15 protein-coding genes are annotated in these 17,484 nt (G+C 60.8%); 14 read left to right on the forward strand and 1 reads right to left on the reverse strand.

Annotated elements, in window-relative coordinates; translation table 11 throughout:
- The first annotated feature begins 16 nt into the window (after window positions 1–16).
- Together DSM104635_RS08760 and DSM104635_RS08765 are read left to right on the forward strand one after the other, a co-directional pair.
- Window positions 17–2,338 (forward strand): DUF5060 domain-containing protein, encoded by a 2,322-nt coding sequence (locus tag DSM104635_RS08760; protein WP_158765835.1) that lies wholly within the window; start codon window positions 17–19, stop codon window positions 2,336–2,338.
- 118 nt (window positions 2,339–2,456) lie between these two features.
- Window positions 2,457–4,157 carry an alpha/beta hydrolase-fold protein gene (locus DSM104635_RS08765; RefSeq protein ID WP_158765836.1) on the forward strand — a complete coding sequence of 567 codons (1,701 nt, stop codon included), beginning with the start codon at window positions 2,457–2,459 and terminating at the stop codon, window positions 4,155–4,157.
- Window positions 4,158–4,173: 16 nt separating this feature from the next.
- Here DSM104635_RS08765 and DSM104635_RS08770 read toward each other — a convergent pair whose 3' ends face one another.
- Window positions 4,174–4,914 carry a GntR family transcriptional regulator gene (locus tag DSM104635_RS08770; RefSeq protein WP_158765837.1) on the reverse strand — a complete coding sequence of 247 codons (741 nt, stop codon included), beginning with the start codon at window positions 4,912–4,914 and terminating at the stop codon, window positions 4,174–4,176.
- Window positions 4,915–5,039: 125 nt separating this feature from the next.
- Here DSM104635_RS08770 and DSM104635_RS08775 point away from each other — a divergent pair, with 125 nt between their 5' ends.
- From DSM104635_RS08775 to DSM104635_RS08830, 12 genes are all read left to right on the forward strand, one after another.
- Window positions 5,040–6,008: a C-terminal binding protein gene (locus tag DSM104635_RS08775; RefSeq protein WP_158765838.1), complete on the forward strand. Its 969-nt coding sequence runs from the start codon at window positions 5,040–5,042 to the stop codon at window positions 6,006–6,008.
- 11 nt (window positions 6,009–6,019) lie between these two features.
- A complete protein-coding gene (locus DSM104635_RS08780) occupies window positions 6,020–7,093 on the forward strand; it encodes an alpha/beta hydrolase fold domain-containing protein (RefSeq protein WP_158765839.1) in 1,074 nt (357 codons plus the stop codon).
- 70 nt (window positions 7,094–7,163) lie between these two features.
- A complete protein-coding gene (locus DSM104635_RS08785; protein WP_158765840.1) occupies window positions 7,164–7,937 on the forward strand; it encodes an SDR family oxidoreductase in 774 nt (257 codons plus the stop codon).
- The gene (locus DSM104635_RS08790) at window positions 7,934–9,001 is read left to right on the forward strand and encodes a hypothetical protein (protein ID WP_158765841.1); all 1,068 of its coding nucleotides are present in this window, start codon (window positions 7,934–7,936) and stop codon (window positions 8,999–9,001) included. The genes DSM104635_RS08785 and DSM104635_RS08790 overlap by 4 nt, the downstream gene beginning before the upstream one ends.
- Window positions 8,998–9,762 (forward strand): SDR family NAD(P)-dependent oxidoreductase, encoded by a 765-nt coding sequence (locus DSM104635_RS08795; protein WP_158765842.1) that lies wholly within the window; start codon window positions 8,998–9,000, stop codon window positions 9,760–9,762. The genes DSM104635_RS08790 and DSM104635_RS08795 overlap by 4 nt, the downstream gene beginning before the upstream one ends.
- Window positions 9,762–11,858: an alpha-galactosidase gene (locus DSM104635_RS08800; protein WP_158765843.1), complete on the forward strand. Its 2,097-nt coding sequence runs from the start codon at window positions 9,762–9,764 to the stop codon at window positions 11,856–11,858. Before DSM104635_RS08795 ends, DSM104635_RS08800 begins: the two co-directional genes overlap by 1 nt.
- Window positions 11,859–12,086: 228 nt before the next feature.
- Window positions 12,087–12,452, forward strand: coding sequence for a hypothetical protein (locus DSM104635_RS08805; protein ID WP_158765844.1), 366 nt, complete (start codon window positions 12,087–12,089; stop codon window positions 12,450–12,452).
- A 288-nt stretch (window positions 12,453–12,740) separates the two neighbouring features.
- Entirely contained in the window at window positions 12,741–13,487 is a 747-nt protein-coding gene (locus DSM104635_RS08810) for an autoinducer binding domain-containing protein (RefSeq protein WP_158765845.1), read from the forward strand.
- Window positions 13,488–13,691: 204 nt separating this feature from the next.
- Window positions 13,692–15,731, forward strand: a complete 2,040-nt coding sequence (locus DSM104635_RS08815) for a type IV secretory system conjugative DNA transfer family protein (RefSeq protein ID WP_158765846.1) — start codon at window positions 13,692–13,694, stop codon at window positions 15,729–15,731.
- Window positions 15,732–16,187, forward strand: coding sequence for a hypothetical protein (locus DSM104635_RS08820; RefSeq protein WP_158765847.1), 456 nt, complete (start codon window positions 15,732–15,734; stop codon window positions 16,185–16,187).
- Window positions 16,184–17,152, forward strand: a complete 969-nt coding sequence (gene trbB / locus DSM104635_RS08825) for a P-type conjugative transfer ATPase TrbB (RefSeq protein WP_158765848.1) — start codon at window positions 16,184–16,186, stop codon at window positions 17,150–17,152. The genes DSM104635_RS08820 and trbB overlap by 4 nt, the downstream gene beginning before the upstream one ends.
- A complete protein-coding gene (locus DSM104635_RS08830; protein ID WP_228445987.1) occupies window positions 17,149–17,481 on the forward strand; it encodes a TrbC/VirB2 family type IV secretion system protein in 333 nt (110 codons plus the stop codon). The genes trbB and DSM104635_RS08830 overlap by 4 nt, the downstream gene beginning before the upstream one ends.
- Window positions 17,482–17,484: the final 3 nt, after the last annotated feature.

Raw genomic sequence — 17,484 nt, forward strand, 5'->3', positions numbered from 1 at the left:
GCGCAAGGCGGACACAATGTTTGAAGCCACTTTTGAGTCAGCCAAGAGCTACGAGAACCCGTTCCGCGACGTCGACCTTGATGTTCACTTCACTGACGGAACACAAAGCTGGCGCGTGCCCGCCTTTTGGCGTGGGGCAAATCGCTGGGGCGTGCGGTTCGCGCCCCCGTCCGCGGGACGCTACTCGTACCGCATCCAATGCAGCGATCTCAAAAATGGGGACCTCAACCAATCTGACCAGATCGTGGAGGTCGACGCGTATGAAGGCCCCAACAGGTTGTTGAAACGCGGGCCGTTTCGCGTGAGCGCGAGCGGGCGATTTTTTGAGCACCGGGACGGCACGCCGTTCTACTGGTTGGGTGACACCTGGTACACCGGACTTTCGGATCGTCTCTCCTGGGAAGCGTTTCAGACGCTCACCGCCGATCGCAAGGCGAAGGGATATTCCGCCGTTCACATCGCGGTGATGACAGTATCGAACGAGGAAGACGCCCCGTTCGATCCGGGCTTTTGCAATGAAGGCGGCAGAGCGTGGGACGCTGGGTTTGAGCGTTTGAACCCGGCGTTTTTCGACTACGCGGACCGGCGCATCGCGCATCTGGTGGAGGCCGAGATCGCGCCCGTTATTTTCGGCGCCTGGCGCCAAGCGCTGGCGCAGATGGGCCTTGAGACAGCAAAGAAGTTCTGGCGCTACATCATCGCGCGCTATGGGGCTTACCCAGTCTTCTGGGTAGCCGGCGGCGAGGTCTACGACAACGTCAATGACCCACGAAGGGGCGTTGTCGGCTGGACCGATCTGGTCCGCTATATCCGGGAGACAGACCCTTATCATCATCCGCTCGCGGTGCACGAGCTACCGCCCTCCATGGACACTGCGATAACAGACGAGTCGCTGAGCGACTTTGATCTCTTCCAGCCAAGCCATTCGGGATGGGCAAGCATTCGCGCCGAGATAGTGCAGCTCAACATGCACTACGCGCGAACGCATGTGAAAAAGCCGCTCATCGTCGGTGAAGTCGGGTGGGAGACGTTGGGCGGCCATCATTACGAGGACCTCCAGCGCATGGCATTTTGGCTGGCCATGCTGAACGGGGCGGCGGGCTTCGCCTACGGCAACGCGATCACTGGTCTCGCATACGATGTCGATAAGCCATTCCACCGTATCCGCTTCTCGTTTTTGCGATGGGACGAGGCGATGAATTTTCCCGCCTCCAACCAATTGGGCATCGCCGCGGCATTGCTGCAAGGATATCCATGGCAGCGCCTTGAGCCTCGTCCAGATTGGATCTCTCCCGGCGGTCCGACTTTTCTCGACCCGCAGAGCGAAGTCGGCGGCTTCGACATCGATCTCATTGGATCACTAGGCAAACGTCCAGAAGCGCTCGATCGGGAATTCCCGAGTGGCGCGTGGCAAACGCGCGATGCGGATTTCCGCTTGCCATACGCGGCAGGAATTCCTGGCACGCTTCGCATCATCTATATCCCATCGACCGGTTTCCCCGGCGTCGGAAGTCCAACCGTGCTCAAGCTCGAGCCTGGCATTGTTTATCGTGCCTATTATTGGGAACCCACGCTGGGCGTAAAGGTGGACTTAGGGAAGGTGGAGGCAGGAAAGGCCGGAGAGGTCGTGCACACGGACACGTTTGAAGCGGGGTCCGTAAACTGGGACCACGCCCTTGGGCGCAGTGAATGCACCGCCCGCGGACTTCTAACGCGTGAGAAGACACTGCTTGTACTTCGTAACGTGTGGGAAACCGATGCCTTGGTGTCGGTCGAGGCGGAAACGAACGCGGATGTGGGCTTGGTTCTTCGCTACCGAGATTCGGACAACTACACTGTCGCGACCTACTATGCTCGAACACAATCGATAGGCGTCGTTGTTCGCCGGGATGGAACGGACAGTGGATTGCTTGGCCGCACACCTATTCCTTTTAAGGTCGATGCGCGCGCGCGCCTTTGCGTTGAGGTGAAAGGCAATTCAGCGATTGTCTCGCTAGTCGATGAGCGGGAGATAGCGACTTCGCCTATTGTCGACATTGCACCGCTCCATGCCCCAAGCGATGTGGCCCCTGCGTTCAAACCGGGACGAGTAGGGTTGCTCGCATCGGATGACCAGAGTCAATGCTTCACCAAGTTTGAAGTGCGCCGCTGCGCGGTTCGCGATAGCGACGAAACGCTTGATCGCGAACTCTACGATGCGCGAGGGACATATCGTGGCGCGCTACGAGGGAAGAACTGGGACGCCTATGGCCGGAACAAAGACATCTTGTTGGATGCCTACCGCCCTGAGCGGCCGCCATTCCCGCAAGATTGGGTTTTGGTGCTGGAAGCCATTTAGAATCGGGATTGGCGTTCCGTTGAAAAGTTTTGGAGGGACGGTGCGGAAGCTCTGCCTGCTCATATGTTTCTTATTCGCAGGATGGGACTGTGCGAATTGTAATGCATCGGCGCAGCAGATGTCGGTCCATCGTGATGATCAACCTGCGCTCGGCCAAAACTCCCTCCGCCAGCCCAACGTCCCCGAAGGCGAGTGGTTGGAGTTCAGCCTCGGTTCGTCGCGGTTTTATCCAGGTTCGCTCAGGCGCGTGGAAGTCTACATTCCGGCGCAATATCGGGCAGAGCACCCGGCCTGCGTGATGATCATGTTCGACGGGATCGGCTTTGAAGCGCCCGTAGTGGTCGACAATCTGATTCATCGCGGCGAGATGCCGGTGACCGTTGTGATCGGCATCAGACACGGAACCACGCCTGCGCCGCTCGAAAACGCCGGCCGCCATGATCGCAGTCTCGGCTACGACACCTTGAACGGCGATATGGCTCGGTTCATCCTTGAGGAAGTGTTGCCAGAAGTCGAACGGCGCCGCACGGTCGCAGGCTTGCCCATCGTACTTTCGCGAGACCCAAACGACCGCGCGGCAGTTGGCGGAAGCTCCGGCGGCATCGCGGCGTTCACTTTGGCCTGGGAGCGCCCAGACGCGTTTCGACGGGTCTTCTCAGCGGTCGGAAGTTTCGTGGATCTCCGCGGCGGCGACGTGTATCCCTCGCTGATCCGGAAGACAGAGCCGAAGCCGATCCGCGTATTCTTGCAGGACGGGACGAATGACAATCTGGATACGCTCCTAGGAGAGATGGGGCAGTGGCATCTAAGCAATGTCATGATGCTGAGCGCCCTGGAATTCGCCGGCTATGACGTCGCCCACGTCTGGGGTGACGGTGGGCATAGCGGCCGTCACGCCACCAACATCTTCCCGGAAGTCATGCGCTTCCTGTGGCGCGATTACCCGATGCCAATAGAAGCTCGACCTTCGCGCAATGTCGCGTTGGGAGAGATATTGGCGCCTGATGAAGCCTGGGAAATGGTCCAAGGAGACTATGGCGCTGCCGTCGCGCTTGCCGTGGCGCCCTCTGGCGATCTGGCGATGAGTGACGGAGCGAGTATTTGGCGCGTAAGTCAAACAGATCTGCGGCGCGAACCAATGTCCGCGCGGGGGGGCCATGCATTGGCGTATGGGTCGGATTCACGTTTGAGCGTAGCATCGGCGGGCGGCCTAACGCGCTACGATGTCAGCGGTAGCCCCCGTGAAGATCTAGCGCGGATTGCCGCAACGCGGTTCGTCGTCACCGCGGAAGGCGATGCTTATGCTCTTGAACCACGGACTCGCGACCATAGCGGAAGGCTCTGGCTACTGCGCGCCAGCGGCGTGCGCGTCTTGCTTGATGATGAACTAGATGATCCTTCGGCCATTGCGATATCACCTGACGGGTTTTGGCTTGCAGTGGCCCAGCGGCATTCACCCTGGGGCTATAATTATGCGATCACGCCGGACGGCGGCGTAGCACACCGAATGCGGTTTTATTTGTTCGACATCGGCGGCGATGGCGAGAACGCCAGCGTGACTGATATGGCGATGGATCGCTTCGGTTATCTCTATGCGGCGACGCGACTGGGTGTCCAAGTGCTTGATCGCAATGGGCGAACGCGGGCCATAATTCCAGCACCGGGTGGAGTAGTGCGTGCGCTTTCATTTGCGGACGCGGATTTTGGTTCACTCTATGTCGCAGGTGGCGATGGGCGCCTCTATCGTCGACGCATGCGAACTCGCGGTGCGCCCGCATGGCACGAAGCGATCGAGCTTCCCGAGAACCCTTGGTGGTGAGCGGAGTTCACGTTGTCTAAGCGCCTGCGCGCCGGCGTCGAGGCCGCTTACCCGAACCAAACTTGGCATCGCCCACCGCGCGCGAGTGTACCTCCTGGGTGCGGGAGATGTGTTCGCGCAGCAACTGGAGCGCGGTGCCGAGGTCGTTATTCTTAACGAGATCGACCATGAGCCCGTGCTCTTCGAGCGAGCGCTTCAGCAAGTAGGGCTCAGGTGTTGAAAGATGAGTGCGGAGGGCAGCAACGCGCGGATTAATCGCTTCATAGGCCTTCGCCAGCAACGAATTGCCGCAATAGACGAAGAACGAATTGTGGAACGAGTTGTCCAATTGCTGGTAGGCCACGGGCTTCTTTAAGTCGAAGCAGACGCGCATGTCGTCGACGATACTCGCCAGAAGTGCGGCCAGCTGGGCGCGATCACGCTGCATCGAAAAGCGGAGCCCCGCTTGTTCAAGTTCGAGGCGCACTTCGCAGAGTTCTCGCACTTGCTCAGCGTCCGGCTTGAACACAAGGCCGCCCCGTTGGGGCAGGATCTGCACAAGCCCAATCGCCTGAAGCTGCAGGAGCGCCTCCCGCACAGGCGATTTACTGACGCCGAAGGTCAGGGCCAGGGACTTTTCGCTGAGCAGCTCGCCCAATGGGTAGGAGCCGTCGATGATGCCCGTGCGCAGCCGGTCGGCGATCACCGCCGATAGTGTCCGAGCGCGCTCGACCTGCTGCACAACGGGCAAGGCCGGGGCCGGGGCAAATGGCGCCACTGGCTTTCGACCCTTGTCCCGTGGCTTGACTGATATCTTAGATGGCATATTGCTCTGTTGGTCCGCACTTTGTGGGCATAGTCTAGTCCCGCCTGTCATCCAGGGCGAGGCCTTGCACCTTAGATATGAGAGTTAAAGACTTGCGCAAAATCCTGGTGACAGACGCCACCTTCCCGTCGTTTGACCACGAGAAAGCAGTGGCGGCGCGCCACGGCGCCTCTTTTCACGTGTGCCAATGCAAGGGCGCCGAGGAGGTGGCGGCGGCTGCCCAGGGCGTCGATGTGTTGGTGGTCCAGTTCGCCCAAGTGGGCGCAGACGCCATTGCAAAGCTCAATGATGGCGCCGCGATCGTCCGCTACGGCATCGGCCTCGACAATATCGATCTCAAAGCCGCCCAGGCCCGCGGCGTGCCGGTCGCCTACGTGCCCGACTACGCCACCGGCGAAGTGGCCGATCACACGGCCGCACTCATCTTGGCGGCGAGCCGAAAGATCATCGCGCTCGATCAATCCGTTCGTGCCGGAAGGTGGGATCCGGTCGGCGTCGCGCGGCCGATGAAGGCCTATTCGGAATCGGTTGTTGGTTTTGTCGGCTTTGGGCGGATTGGGCGCGGGGTTTATGCGCGTCTGGCGCCCTTCGGTTTCAAGGCGGTTGCCTATGATCCATTTGCGGACAAGGTTGAGCTTGCCGAACTCGGCGTCGAAGCGGTCGATCTCGACACGGTGTTCAAACGCGCCGATGTGCTGACGCTCCATAGTCCGCTGACCGACGAGACCCGCCACGTGGTCAACGCAAAGCGTCTGGCTTCGATGAAGCGGGACGCCTTTATTGTGAACACAGCGCGCGGCCCCCTGGTTGACCCAATCGCCCTCGCCGACGCCCTCGACCAGGGCCTTATCGCGGGTGCGGCGCTTGATGTGTTCCAAACGGAGCCTCTGGCGCAAGATTCACCGCTCAGAACCTGTCCAAATCTAATCCTCTCGCCGCACGTGGCTTGGTATTCCGCAGGCTCGGCGATCCGCGTTCAGGAGCTGGCGGCTGATGAGATCGAGCGTCACCTGACTGGCCGCGCCGCGCGAAGGCCGGCTTACTAGGAACGCCAGCGATGTCGCGCCGATTTTCGATTGTTCTGATGCTTCTGGTGCTGAGTATGACGTCTTCGGCCGCTTCTTTCGAGACTGAGCAGGACATTGACGAGGCTGCTGTGGAATTCCCTGCGGCGGTCGTCCCTTACTCGGGAATCGCAAGCGCGGAGGCGCGAGCAAACTACATCGAGAACAGGGCTGCTTCTGATCGCGCATTTTCTCCGGCAAGCAGCGTGTCGCTTCGCCAGAGCGTCGATAACGAGTTACTGATCCCTGGGCTCGTGCGGTTGCGGGAAACGTTTGCCGTCGACATCACGCCGCAGCTGATCAACAACGTGCACACCGATGTGGTGACGCCTCAATCTGGCGTCTCCTCGCGCAATCAGCACCGGGTGCTGATCAATCTACATGGTGGGGCCTTCATGTTCGGCGCGCGCCTTGGCGGGCAGATGGAATCCGTGCCGATCGCTAGCCTTGGCCGGTTCAAGATCATCACGATCGACTATCGGATGGCGCCGGAGGCGTCATTTCCGGCGGCGAGCGAGGATGTCGCCTCGGTGTATCAAGCGCTCCTTGAGGACTATCGTCCCGAGAATATCGGGATCTTTGGGTGTTCAGCGGGCGCAATTCTTGGCGCGGAAAGCGTCGCTTGGTTTCAGCGCCATGGCTTGCCGCGGCCCGGCGCTCTGGGCATGTTTGGCGCGGGCGCTGGTTACGGTCGCCTTGGCGACGGCGATGCCATCGGTGCGCTTTGGCAAGGGCGAGCGCCGTCCCGGGCCGGCGTCTTGCCGTACTTCGCCAACGCTGATCTAGCTGATCCCTTAGTGTCGCCCGTTGGCGACGACACCGTGCTGCGCGCGTTTCCGCCTTCGCTTCTAATCAGCGGCACGCGTGATTTTTCGCTCTCGAACGTCGTTCACACCCACGCGCGCCTCGTATCGCTCGGCGGGGATGCTGACCTTCATGTGTGGGAGGGGGCGACACATTGTTCTTTCGCTCAAGGCATCGTCGATCCAAGCGTTCCAGAACATCAACAGGCGTGGCGCGTAATCGTGAATTTCTTTGACCAAAGGCTGGGTGCGCGCCGCAGGTAGCAAGACAACTTTCGAGAGGTTTAGAAAGTCGTGCGCAAGACACGGCGATGAGCAGAATAGGGAGGCCGGCGTGAAGCGACTGAAAGGTAAGACGGCGATTGTAACAGGCGCCGCCCAAGGTATTGGGCGGGCGATCGCGCAGTGCTTCGTCACTGAGGGCGCGCGCGTCGCCTTGGTCGACATCAACACCAAACGCGGGCGCGAAGCCGCCGATGAATTGGCGGCGTCGGGCGCTCAGGTGTGCTTCGTCGAGGTCGATGTCGCCGATCCCGCTTCCGTCAACACCATGGTTGCCGAGGTGGTGAAACAGCTTGGGCCGCCCAACCTGCTCGTGAACAACGCCGGCATCGCCGTCTTCCGCGACCCGCTCGAAACCAGTGTGGAAGATTGGCGTCACTGCTTTGCCGTCGACACCGATGGTGTCTGGCATTGCAGCCGCGCAGTGCTGCCTCACCTCTTGGAACTGGGGAAGGGCGATATCATCAATATCGCTTCGGTGCATGCGTCCCAGATCATCCCGAAATGCTTTCCGTATCCGGTGGCAAAGCATGCGGTCGTAGGTCTGACGCGCGCGCTGGCTATTGAGTATGCCGACCGCAACATTCGCGTGAATGCGATTTCACCGGGCTATATTGGCACCGAGATCGTCGAGAAAATCTTCGCCGATGCCCCCGATCCAGAAAAAATGCGCGCGGAGACCGATGCGCTCCATCCTGTCAAACGCATCGGGCGTCCCGAAGAGATCGGCTGGGCGGCTGTCTTCTTGGCGTCCGACGAAGCGCGATTTTTGACCGCGCAGAACATTGTCATCGATGGCGGCCGCTCTGTCGTATTTCATCAATGAGAAGCTTCGCCGCAACCGTTGCAGCCCTTGAGCGGGCGAATATCCCGGTCGAGGCGGCGTGCGATCAGGGCTGCATGGCGCTGACCACGCACGGTGCGCGCCTCATCGGCCTCAGTCTTAGCGAGCGCGATGAAAACCTACTCTACACCCATCCCCGTCTCGAAGAGACTGAGGTTGTGATCCATCGTCCTGAGGTGCTTGCGGCGGGTATTGGCGGTGACAGGCTCTGGTTTGCGCCCGAGCTTCGCTATCATTGGCGCGGCGCGCCCGATTGGGTCAGTTTTTCCAACAACAGCGTCCCCAAAGAATCCGATCCGGGCGCCTACGTGTTCGTGGACGCTGGCGCCAATGCCCTCAGTGTTGCGGGCGCCGTGAGTTTGCCTACAACCACGGACGCGCCGCCATTGCCCATCCGCGTCGGCCGCACAATCTCCTTTGCGCCGCCGCCGCTCCCACACGGCCACGCCCTCATGCGGCCTGTTGATTATGTCGGCGTACGATCGGATTGGCGGCTCGATATTGAAGAAGGCGCAAAGGTTGGCCGCGTCGACCTCTGGCACATTCTGCAGGCAGAGGTCGATGCCCGCGCGATCGCGCCGGTCAACCCAGGCAGGGGCAAAGATCTACTTCTATATAGCCCGAACCACAGCGACTGGACCGTCCGTGATGATCACGTGCATTGGCGTTTTCGTGGAGCAGCGAACGCTAAGTTAGGCTTGAGCGCAAAGGCCACAACGGGGCGCGCAGGCTTCGTGCGCCGTCTGAGCGATGGCCGCACCTCCCTTATCGTGCGCGATTTTCCCGTGCGGCATGATCGCGAATATGGCGACCATCCTCATGGCGCCCCGCGCAATGACCAGGTGCTGCAGCTGTGGGACGGCTTCGGCTTCGGTGAAGTTGAGTATCACAGCCCGGTGCTCGACGCGGCAGAGGGCGCGCGCAGCCTCGAAGAGAGTGATCACATCTGGGCCTTTGCGAGCTCCGCGACAGCGATCGCCGCGCTTGGGTCCGCTCTGCTCGCCGTCGACATCCATTCCTACGTTACAAAGGAAATGCGGGCATGAGCGCGCTCGAAAGCCAACGCTTCAGAAATCAAGTCGCTATTATTTCCGGCGGCGCGCGCGGGTTGGGCTTGGCGACGGCGAAGCGGCTTGCCGCGGGTGGCGCGCGGCTTGCGCTGTGGGATCTTGATGAAGCTGCACTCGCTGCAGCGTCGGCAGAATTTATGCTGCAAGGCGTCAAAGTTCTTGTCCGCAAGCTCGACGTAACCGATGCCGATGCCGTTGAAGCGGCCGCAAAGGAGGTCGCGGACGCCTTCGGCAGGATCGACATCCTCGTGGCGAGCGCAGGGATTACCGGACCCACGGCCAACGCCTGGGAATACCCGCTGAACAGCTGGCGCGCGGTCATGAACATCAATCTTGATGGCGTCTTCCACTGCTGCAAGGCGGTGGTGCCGCACATGATCGCCAATGGCTACGGACGCATCGTCAATGTGTCCTCGATCGGCGGCAAGGAGGGCAATGCGAAAGCCTCCGCTTACGCGGCCTCGAAGGGCGCCGTGATCGCGTTCACCAAAGCGCTGGGCAAAGAGCTCGCCAAGGAAAACATCCGCGCCAATTGCATCTGTCCAGCCTCAATCGAGACCGAACTTCTAAGGCAAATGGACGACGCGTTCGTGAAGGAGCTCCAAGCGAAGATACCAATGGGCCGTCCCGGACAACCCGAAGAGGTTGCAGCCTTGATGGCGTGGATGTGTTCGGAAGAGTGTTCCTATTGTACCGGCGCGGTGTTTGACTGTTCCGGCGGCAGAGCGACCTATTGATGAATTCGATCCGCGCCAGGGAGACAATAGATCGCGCCAACTTAGGCCCCGCTTGGGCAAAGTCCGAGACGCGTTTTTCGCGCTTGCTCTCGCCTGGCGTGGGCTTTTCCTTCTTCTATCAAGGCAAGGCTCATGGCCCCGAGCTCGATGCGGCATGGAGCGCCGGCGAACACCAGGCAACCGGCGACGGCGACGCCTATGTGTTTGACCATGTGAGCGGCCTGCGCGTCACGAGAACCGTTCGCGCAGTGGGGCCTAGAGCTATCGAGTATCAGCTCACCCTGCAGAATTTGAGCGAACAGCTGCTTGATCCAATCAGCTCCTTTCAACCGCTCAACATCGTATTTGTCGAAGCGGAGCGCACCAGCACGACGGTTCATTCGTTCGGCGGCGGCGCATCGGATGGCTGCTTGCCGCCCAGGGCGTTTGCATTGCGCAAGCAGGTGCTGACGCCGTCCATGGTCGAACACGGCATGGTCGAACTGGGTGCTGAGGGCGGGCGATCCTCGGGCAAGGATATGCCGTTCTTCTTCGTGCACAAGGACGATCTCCACGAAGGGCTCTTCGCCGCCCTCGGATGGTCGGGACAATGGGGTGCCGTGGTGCGCGCAAACCCTATGCAGCAGACGCTCAACATTCGTGGCAAGATTGCGGATCTCAATCTGTCGCTTGAAGCCGGTGAGGAGATTGTAGGTCCCACGATATTGCTGGGCTTTTATCAGGGCGAACTCAGCGAGGGATCAAACCAATTGCGGCGCTTGATCCGCGAACACTACGCGCCGCGCCTTAGCGATGCGGAGTACACGCCGATCGCCACCTACGACACGTTCTTTGGCTTGGGCGGGTCATTCGATGAAGAGCTGCTGACACGGGTTGCCGATGAGGCGGCGGCGCTCGGTCAGGAATGTTTTCTGCTCGATGCGGGCTGGTACAAGGGTGACGATTGGTTCGTAAGCCTGGGTAACTGGGACGTAAACGAGAAGAGATTTCCCAGCGGCCTTCGCGCCTTCGCCGATCACGTGCGCAACAAGGGCATGAAGTTTGGCTTGTGGTTCGAGCCAGAGCGCGTCGCGGAGGGCTCAGCCCTTGCCAGCGTGCATCCTGAGTGGGTGCTTTGGGACTATGGGCGCGGCAATGGCGAGGATGGCCGCCCGCCTTGGTTTGGGCACGTGCCTTGGACGGAAGACTTTCGCACGTCGCTCCCAGAGAGCTGGTTTTCGACGCGCTTTGGTCTCCTCAATTTCGCGCGCAGCGACGTGCAAGATTACGTTGTCGAACTCATCTCACGCTACATCCGAGACTTCGGCGTTGGCTACATTCGCTACGATTGCAATCTGGACCCGCTGCCTTATTGGAACGCTACTGACGAGCCGGGTCGGCGCGGCATCACGCAGCTCAAATACATCCAAGGTTTCTACGCCGCGTTCGATCTCCTGCGCACACTCCATCCGGACGTGATTCTCGAAGGATGTTCAAGCGGAGGGCGGCGCATTGATTTGGAGACCGTGCGGCGCTTTCACACCATGTGGATCAGCGATTGCACAGTGGATTCCGCGATCGTCCGTTTCCATCTGTTTGGGCTGAGCCACCTCTTGCCGGGCAGCTACAATTACGTGGCTTACGCGCCGCCTGTGCAGCATCCGGTCGAGACGGATAGGATCAGCACCCAACACATGTTCGCCGGCGCGATTGGTACGGGCGGGCGGCTCGACCTCTGGCCGCCGGCCATGAGAGCCAACGCCATGCGCGACTTTGACGTGTGGAAGCGCCTTAGGCTCTATCTCATGGAGGATTACTACGCGCTCACGGACCAGCCGGGTGATCTCAACAGCTGGAGCGCTTGGCAATTTCACGACCCAGACGATCAATCGGGATTTGTGCAAACATTCAGAGGAGTTGACGCAAAAGAAAATCGCCACTTCAATTTGCGCGGTCTCGACGCGCACGCTCGCTACCGTTTCGTCGACGCCTTCAGCGGCGATACTTTCGAAACCACGGGCGCGGACGCGCTCGAAGCGGGCATCGAAACCAGACAAGCGCAGAACGCGTCTCGTGTCTTTCAGTACTCGCGAACGGCCGGACCGGCATCGCCATGACGGCGGCGATAAACATCAAAGGAGCGTGGCTGCCCGGGGATGGGCGCCTCCAGCATGCATTCGGTGCGGGCCCGGGTTTCTCATTCAAGCTCGATGGCGTTCGCCTGAGTGCGGAGTTCGGCGAGGACTGGACGATCACGCGCAGGGGCGGCGGCGCGAACGGGCGGGTTGAGATGAGACACAAGAGGGGCCTCACCGTCACGCGGGAGGTCCGCACGTTCGGCGCGAGTGGCGCTTTTTGAGCACACAACAACATTCAAGAACACCGGAGCGGAACTGGCGCCGGTCAGCATGGGCGAAGCGATCATGCCGCCCAAGGCGCTCACGATTGCGCGGCATGCGTTCTCAGAGATTTTCGACTACACTGCCTCTGTTGATCTCACCACCGAGGGCGGGCGGGCGTCGAACCGAGATCTGCCGTTCTTCTTCCTGCACAACGCTCCACTTGAGGAGGGGTTCTTCTTCGGCTTTGGCTGGTCGGGTCAGTGGGAGGCGGCAGTTGTTCGAGACCCGCGCGCCGTCAAGCGCACGCAGGCGGTCGCCTATGCGATCTACACGCGTGCGATCAATCTCGAAGACATCTTTGGAGCTTGAGGATGGAAATCGCGAAGCTGTTTGATGTTTTCTTGGCCTTTGTTTTGGTCGCGTGCTCCACCGAAGCCCGTGAGGGGCTTCTAGCTGTTTTGAGGTTAGGCGTGGGCCCCACCCACGGGTTGGCATTCAAGCCATCGAGCCTCAAAATCGACCGGCTGCAATGCGTCCCTATTCTATCTGAGATATCAGTTATGCATTTTCGGGGTTGTACAACCTGGACTTGAGGGAGTTAGTCTACTCGCCTCGCCACCATCTCACGTGGTCAGGCTATGGTCGCGGGAGAGGGCGTTGGGGTCCGGATCCAAACTCGATTGGTGGTTTTCCGACCAGTGCGCCCGCGCTCGGATCCTGGAGGATCTCGCCGATCTGCTGGAGGTAGAGTTTCAACGCCTTGGCTTTCGCTATTTCGCGCTCGTCTCGCACGTCAATCCCGCTGCGCCGCCAAAGGGCGCAGTAATGCTGCACAATTACCCAAAGCCTTGGATCATCCGCTTTGCCTCAAGCAAATATTGGCGCCGCGACGCCGTCTATCTGTTTGCACGCGAAACCGCGCAGCCGTTCCTCTGGACCGACCCGAAGTTCTTGAAATCCATTGACCCGGATCAGCGGCTCATTCTGGAGGAGGCGGCTCAACACGGATTGAAGTATGGCGTGACCATTCCGCTGCATGGCCCAAACCGCTTTTCGGCCTCATGCTCTCTAGTCTCCGAATATGACGATATCGACTTCGATCGCGTCCAACGTGCCGGCGCATTAGCCGCATGCGCATACGAGGCCGGCCGAAGAATACAGGGGCCGATGGAGGATCTCCGCCCAATGATCAAGCTGGCGAGACGAGAGCGGCAGTGCCTCGTGTGGGTCGCCCGTGGCAAAGACGACGAGGCCATCGCTATCATCCTCGGCATTTCATCTGAAACCGTGAACGGCTACATCGAGGGCGCCAAACGCAAACTCAACGCGGTCAAGCGGACGCAAGCGGTCGCCTACGCGATCTATACGGGGGCGATCAACCTGGAAGACATCTTTGGCGCATGATGCCTCAACGCATGAAACATGTTCGCGCCTTAAGTCTCCGCAAAAAATCGCCCATTGCGCGTGTGACACGCGCATCACTCACATCGAACGAGAAATAGATACACCCGCGCCCCTGCTTTCCCGCCGCTCGACTGCGCCGCAACGCTCGGCTTTTCTGCGAGTGTGCACTCGCCGTCACGGCGCTTGTGCGACGGCGAATGGGATATGCGCGCGATTGTCATCATTGCGATATCGATCGGCGTATGCGTGCTTGGCGCGAGTCTGGCAACGCAGTTCATCGCAGACGCCTTCAACGCTCAGCCCGCGCTAGGCGCGCCGCTGTTTTCGCTCAACGGGGTGAAGGTCTACGCCCCCTGGTCGGTGTTCAGCTGGACTGAGCGTTGGAGCGACAACTTCCCCAAGCCGTTTGCGATCGCGCGGCTGATTGTGCTCCTTGGGTTCATAGCTGGCGTCGTGATCGCCGCGCTCGCGTTCAATGTAAAGCGCTCGCTCCCCACCTTTGGCGAACAGGCCTGGGCCAAGTTCGCGGATCTCGAAGATGCTGATCTATTCGATCAGACCGGTTGTGTGCTTGGAAAATTCGAAGGCGAGATCCTGGCCTACAACGGACCGGGCCATCAATTGCTCATTGGCGCCTCCCGCTCGGGAAAGGGGCGCGGCCACATCGTGCCGACACTATTCGCGTGGGATGGATCCGCGGTCGTGCTCGACATCAAGGGCGAGCTTGACCGCGGCGACCCGCGGCATGGGTTTCCGGGCACTTCGGGATTCCGCGCCACTTTTGGCCACGTCATACGCTTCTCGCCGACCGATCCCGCTTCCGCCTACTTCAATCCTCTGTTCGAAGTCCGCCCGGGTTCCAACGAAGTCCGTGACGTACAAAACATTGTCGACATCATTGTCGATAGCCGTGGCGAGGCGCGTGGCGCGGAAGCGTTCTGGAACGAAACCGCCAAGGCCATTCTGACTGGCTCAATACTTGACACGCTCTATTCAGAGCCGCCCGAACGAAAGACGTTCGCGGTGGTTCGAGAGAAGCTCCGCGACCTCGATCGCACGGCCGAGCTGATGCGCACGACTCTGCATCGGCGCAATCCGAAGACGAACGAGCTGGAGGTGCATCCCGAGGTGCGCCACGCCGCGGAATCTTACCTCGCCGGTGAGGAGCGATTGAGGTCGAGCATCAAGGCGACGGCGGAATCGTTCTTCGGGCTCTTCGCCGATCCATTGGTGGCGGAAAAGACGTCACGTTCCGATTTCCGCATTGGCGATCTCATGTGTGACGAGAAGCCGGTCACGCTTTATCTGCAGCCTCCGCCAGGCGATGCGCCGCGCCTTATGCTGCTCATGCGCCTGATGATCTCGCAAATCGCGCGTTCGCTTATGGAGCATCAGACGGAAGACAGTGCGGGCCGGCCGAAGAAGCATCGGCTGCTGCTGATGTTGGATGAATTCCCGCAACTCGGGCGCATCGATTTCTTTGAAAAAATGATGAGCGCCATGGCAAGCTATGGCTTCAAGGTGTCGATTGCATGCCAATCGCTCAATCACATCACGCGCGCTTATGGGCGTGAGAATGTCATCATCGACAATTGTCATTTGGTGACGGCGTTTTCCGCGGCGGATCCCGAGACCGCGGAGCGCATTGCCAAGATGACTGGTGAAGTCTGGGAAGTCCGTCCGGTGCGCACCGAACAGCGTCCACGCTCGCTGTTCGGTCCTCATAAGGGCACGATGACCTATCGTGAGGAGCGCCGACCGTTATTGCTCCCGGCCGACGTGCGCAAATTGCCGCGCGATGAGCAGCTCATTTTCGTCGCGGGCGCAAAACCCATCCGCGCGAAGAAGTTGCGTTTCGACACCGAGCCGTTGTTCGCCAAACGCATGCGCCCAGCGGCTTCAGGCACGCCGACCCTGACCGTGACGCATGATTGGGAGAACGTCGCTCCAATCGGACGCCTGCCGACCGCACGGAAGCCTGCGACCGGTGGTCAGGCCGAAAAGGGCGCTCGTGCGCGCCCCGCGAAGCCGGCCGCGCCGACGCAGCCTGAACTCTTCATCACTGAACCGGCGGCAGGCGGCCAACCGCGTGCGCCGAAGATTTCCGAGATCGCACTCAGCGGCTTTCGTGCCCCAGACAGGCAAACGCCGTCGCCGGTTGAACCTGCCGTGACGACCGAGATCACGCCTGCACAAGCGGTCCATGCGCCGCCGCAGCGTCGGCTTCGTGCGGAGGGCCTCTAGATGTCGCTGGTGCCGATGAAGACCTATCTTGAGCCTGACCTGGCGCAATCTGTTTCGCGGATGGCGGCGAGCCAGAGCCGGTCGGAATCAGCCATCATCGCCGACTTCATCCGTGCGCGCGTCGCGTCGGGTTCGGACGAGGCGATCAAGGCTGAGAACGCAACAAACAAGCGCCAGCTCAATCGCATTGAGGCGCGGCTGGATAAACTGATCTGGGAGCAAACGCAGTTCAAGGCAGCTTTGCTGCTGTTTGTGCATGTGTGGCTGAAACACAATCCACCGCTCGACGCCGATCTAGAAGAGAGCGCGACGTTGAGCGCCGAAGCACGCTTCGCACGGTTCATCGACGCATTGGCCAACGAGCTGGCCGCAACCGGCGGTGGCGATGATCTGGGCCAGCGGTTGAGCGAGATTGCACTCAACCATGCCGGACAGGACGCGGAGATGGCGCCGTGAGCGGCGCGCGTACCATCGGCCTTGAGCGGCGCCGCTCGGCGCTCGCCCGCGCGCTGGGTCCAGCGATCGCGGATGCGTTGGCTGCTCCCGACGTCGTCGAAGCGCTCATCAATGCCGACGGCCGCGTGTGGCTCGATCGGGTGGGCCACGGCCTGGTGACGACCGAGCATGTGCTGCCGGCCTCTGATCGGGAAACCGCGATCCGACTGCTGGCGCATGAAGCAGGTGACGCGGTGGGCGCCGATCGGGCCGCGCTCGCGGCGATCCTGCCAGACTCGTCCGCGCGCGTTCAGGCGCTCTTGCCGCCTCTGGTCGAGGCGCCAGTGCTCGCCATCCGCAAGCGTCCGTCGCGCATTTACACGCTGCAAGACTATGTGGCGGACGCCATCGCTTCGCCGCAGCAGGCCGAGCGGCTCGCCCGCGCAGTCGAAGCGCGGCGCAACATTATCGTCGCCGGCGGCACGGGTTCGGGGAAGACAACGCTGCTGAACGCGCTTTTGGCCGAGAGCGCATTCCTCCAGGCCCGCATCCTCATCCTGGAAGACACCGCTGAGCTTCAATGCGCCAGCCCCAACAGTGTGCAACTTCTGACCAAGCGCACCGACCCTCATGTCACCATGCGCGATCTCGTGCAGATGACGCTTCGCTTGCGTCCGGACCGCATCGTCGTCGGTGAAGTGCGCGATGGCGCGGCGCTCGAAGTCTTGAAAGCGTGGAATACAGGCCACCCCGGTGGGCTTCTCACACTGCACGCCAATTCCGCTGCCGATGCGCTCGCGCGGTTGGAGGATTTGGCGATGGAAGCCACGGCGCATCCGCCGCGCCGGCTCATCGCCAGCGCCGTGGACATGATCGTCTTTATCGCTCGCACGGCCACAGGTCGCGCCATCGCCGAAATTATCGAGGTCAAGGGCGTCGTGGGCGACACCTACGAGCTTCAGTCGTTGGAAGGGGGAGCAACATGAGAATGAATAGGTGGGGCGCTGTTGCGCGCGCAGTGAGGCTTGGCGGGGCGGCGCTGCTGCTGCTCGCCCTGGCGGGCCCAGCTTATGCCTCCGGCTCCGGGATGCCGTGGGAAGGTCCGCTCGAACAGATCCTCGACTCGATGACCGGTCCCGTTGCGCGCGCCGCGGCAGTGATCGCCATCGTTGTCGCTGGCATCGGCATCATGTTCTCCGAAGGCGGCAGCGGCATCAGGAAGTTGATGTTCGTTGGGCTTGGTATTGCCGTCATGTTCGCGGCCGTGTCGTTCTTTCTGGACTTCTTTGGTTTCGCCGGCGGCGCGGTGATCTGATCG

This window comes from Terricaulis silvestris (assembly GCF_009792355.1).
GTDB lineage: Bacteria > Pseudomonadota > Alphaproteobacteria > Caulobacterales > Aquidulcibacteraceae > Vitreimonas > Vitreimonas silvestris.

Coding starts and splice junctions, on each gene's coding strand:
- DSM104635_RS08760 (WP_158765835.1), top strand. CDS start 17: ATGTTTGAAGCCACTTTTGAGTCAGCCAAGAGCTACGAGAACCCGTTC.
- DSM104635_RS08765 (WP_158765836.1), top strand. CDS start 2,457: ATGTCGGTCCATCGTGATGATCAACCTGCGCTCGGCCAAAACTCCCTC.
- DSM104635_RS08775 (WP_158765838.1), top strand. CDS start 5,040: ATGAGAGTTAAAGACTTGCGCAAAATCCTGGTGACAGACGCCACCTTC.
- DSM104635_RS08780 (WP_158765839.1), top strand. CDS start 6,020: ATGTCGCGCCGATTTTCGATTGTTCTGATGCTTCTGGTGCTGAGTATG.
- DSM104635_RS08790 (WP_158765841.1), top strand. CDS start 7,934: ATGAGAAGCTTCGCCGCAACCGTTGCAGCCCTTGAGCGGGCGAATATC.
- DSM104635_RS08795 (WP_158765842.1), top strand. CDS start 8,998: ATGAGCGCGCTCGAAAGCCAACGCTTCAGAAATCAAGTCGCTATTATT.
- DSM104635_RS08800 (WP_158765843.1), top strand. CDS start 9,762: ATGAATTCGATCCGCGCCAGGGAGACAATAGATCGCGCCAACTTAGGC.
- DSM104635_RS08815 (WP_158765846.1), top strand. CDS start 13,692: ATGCGCGCGATTGTCATCATTGCGATATCGATCGGCGTATGCGTGCTT.
- DSM104635_RS08820 (WP_158765847.1), top strand. CDS start 15,732: ATGTCGCTGGTGCCGATGAAGACCTATCTTGAGCCTGACCTGGCGCAA.
- DSM104635_RS08830 (WP_228445987.1), top strand. CDS start 17,149: ATGAGAATGAATAGGTGGGGCGCTGTTGCGCGCGCAGTGAGGCTTGGC.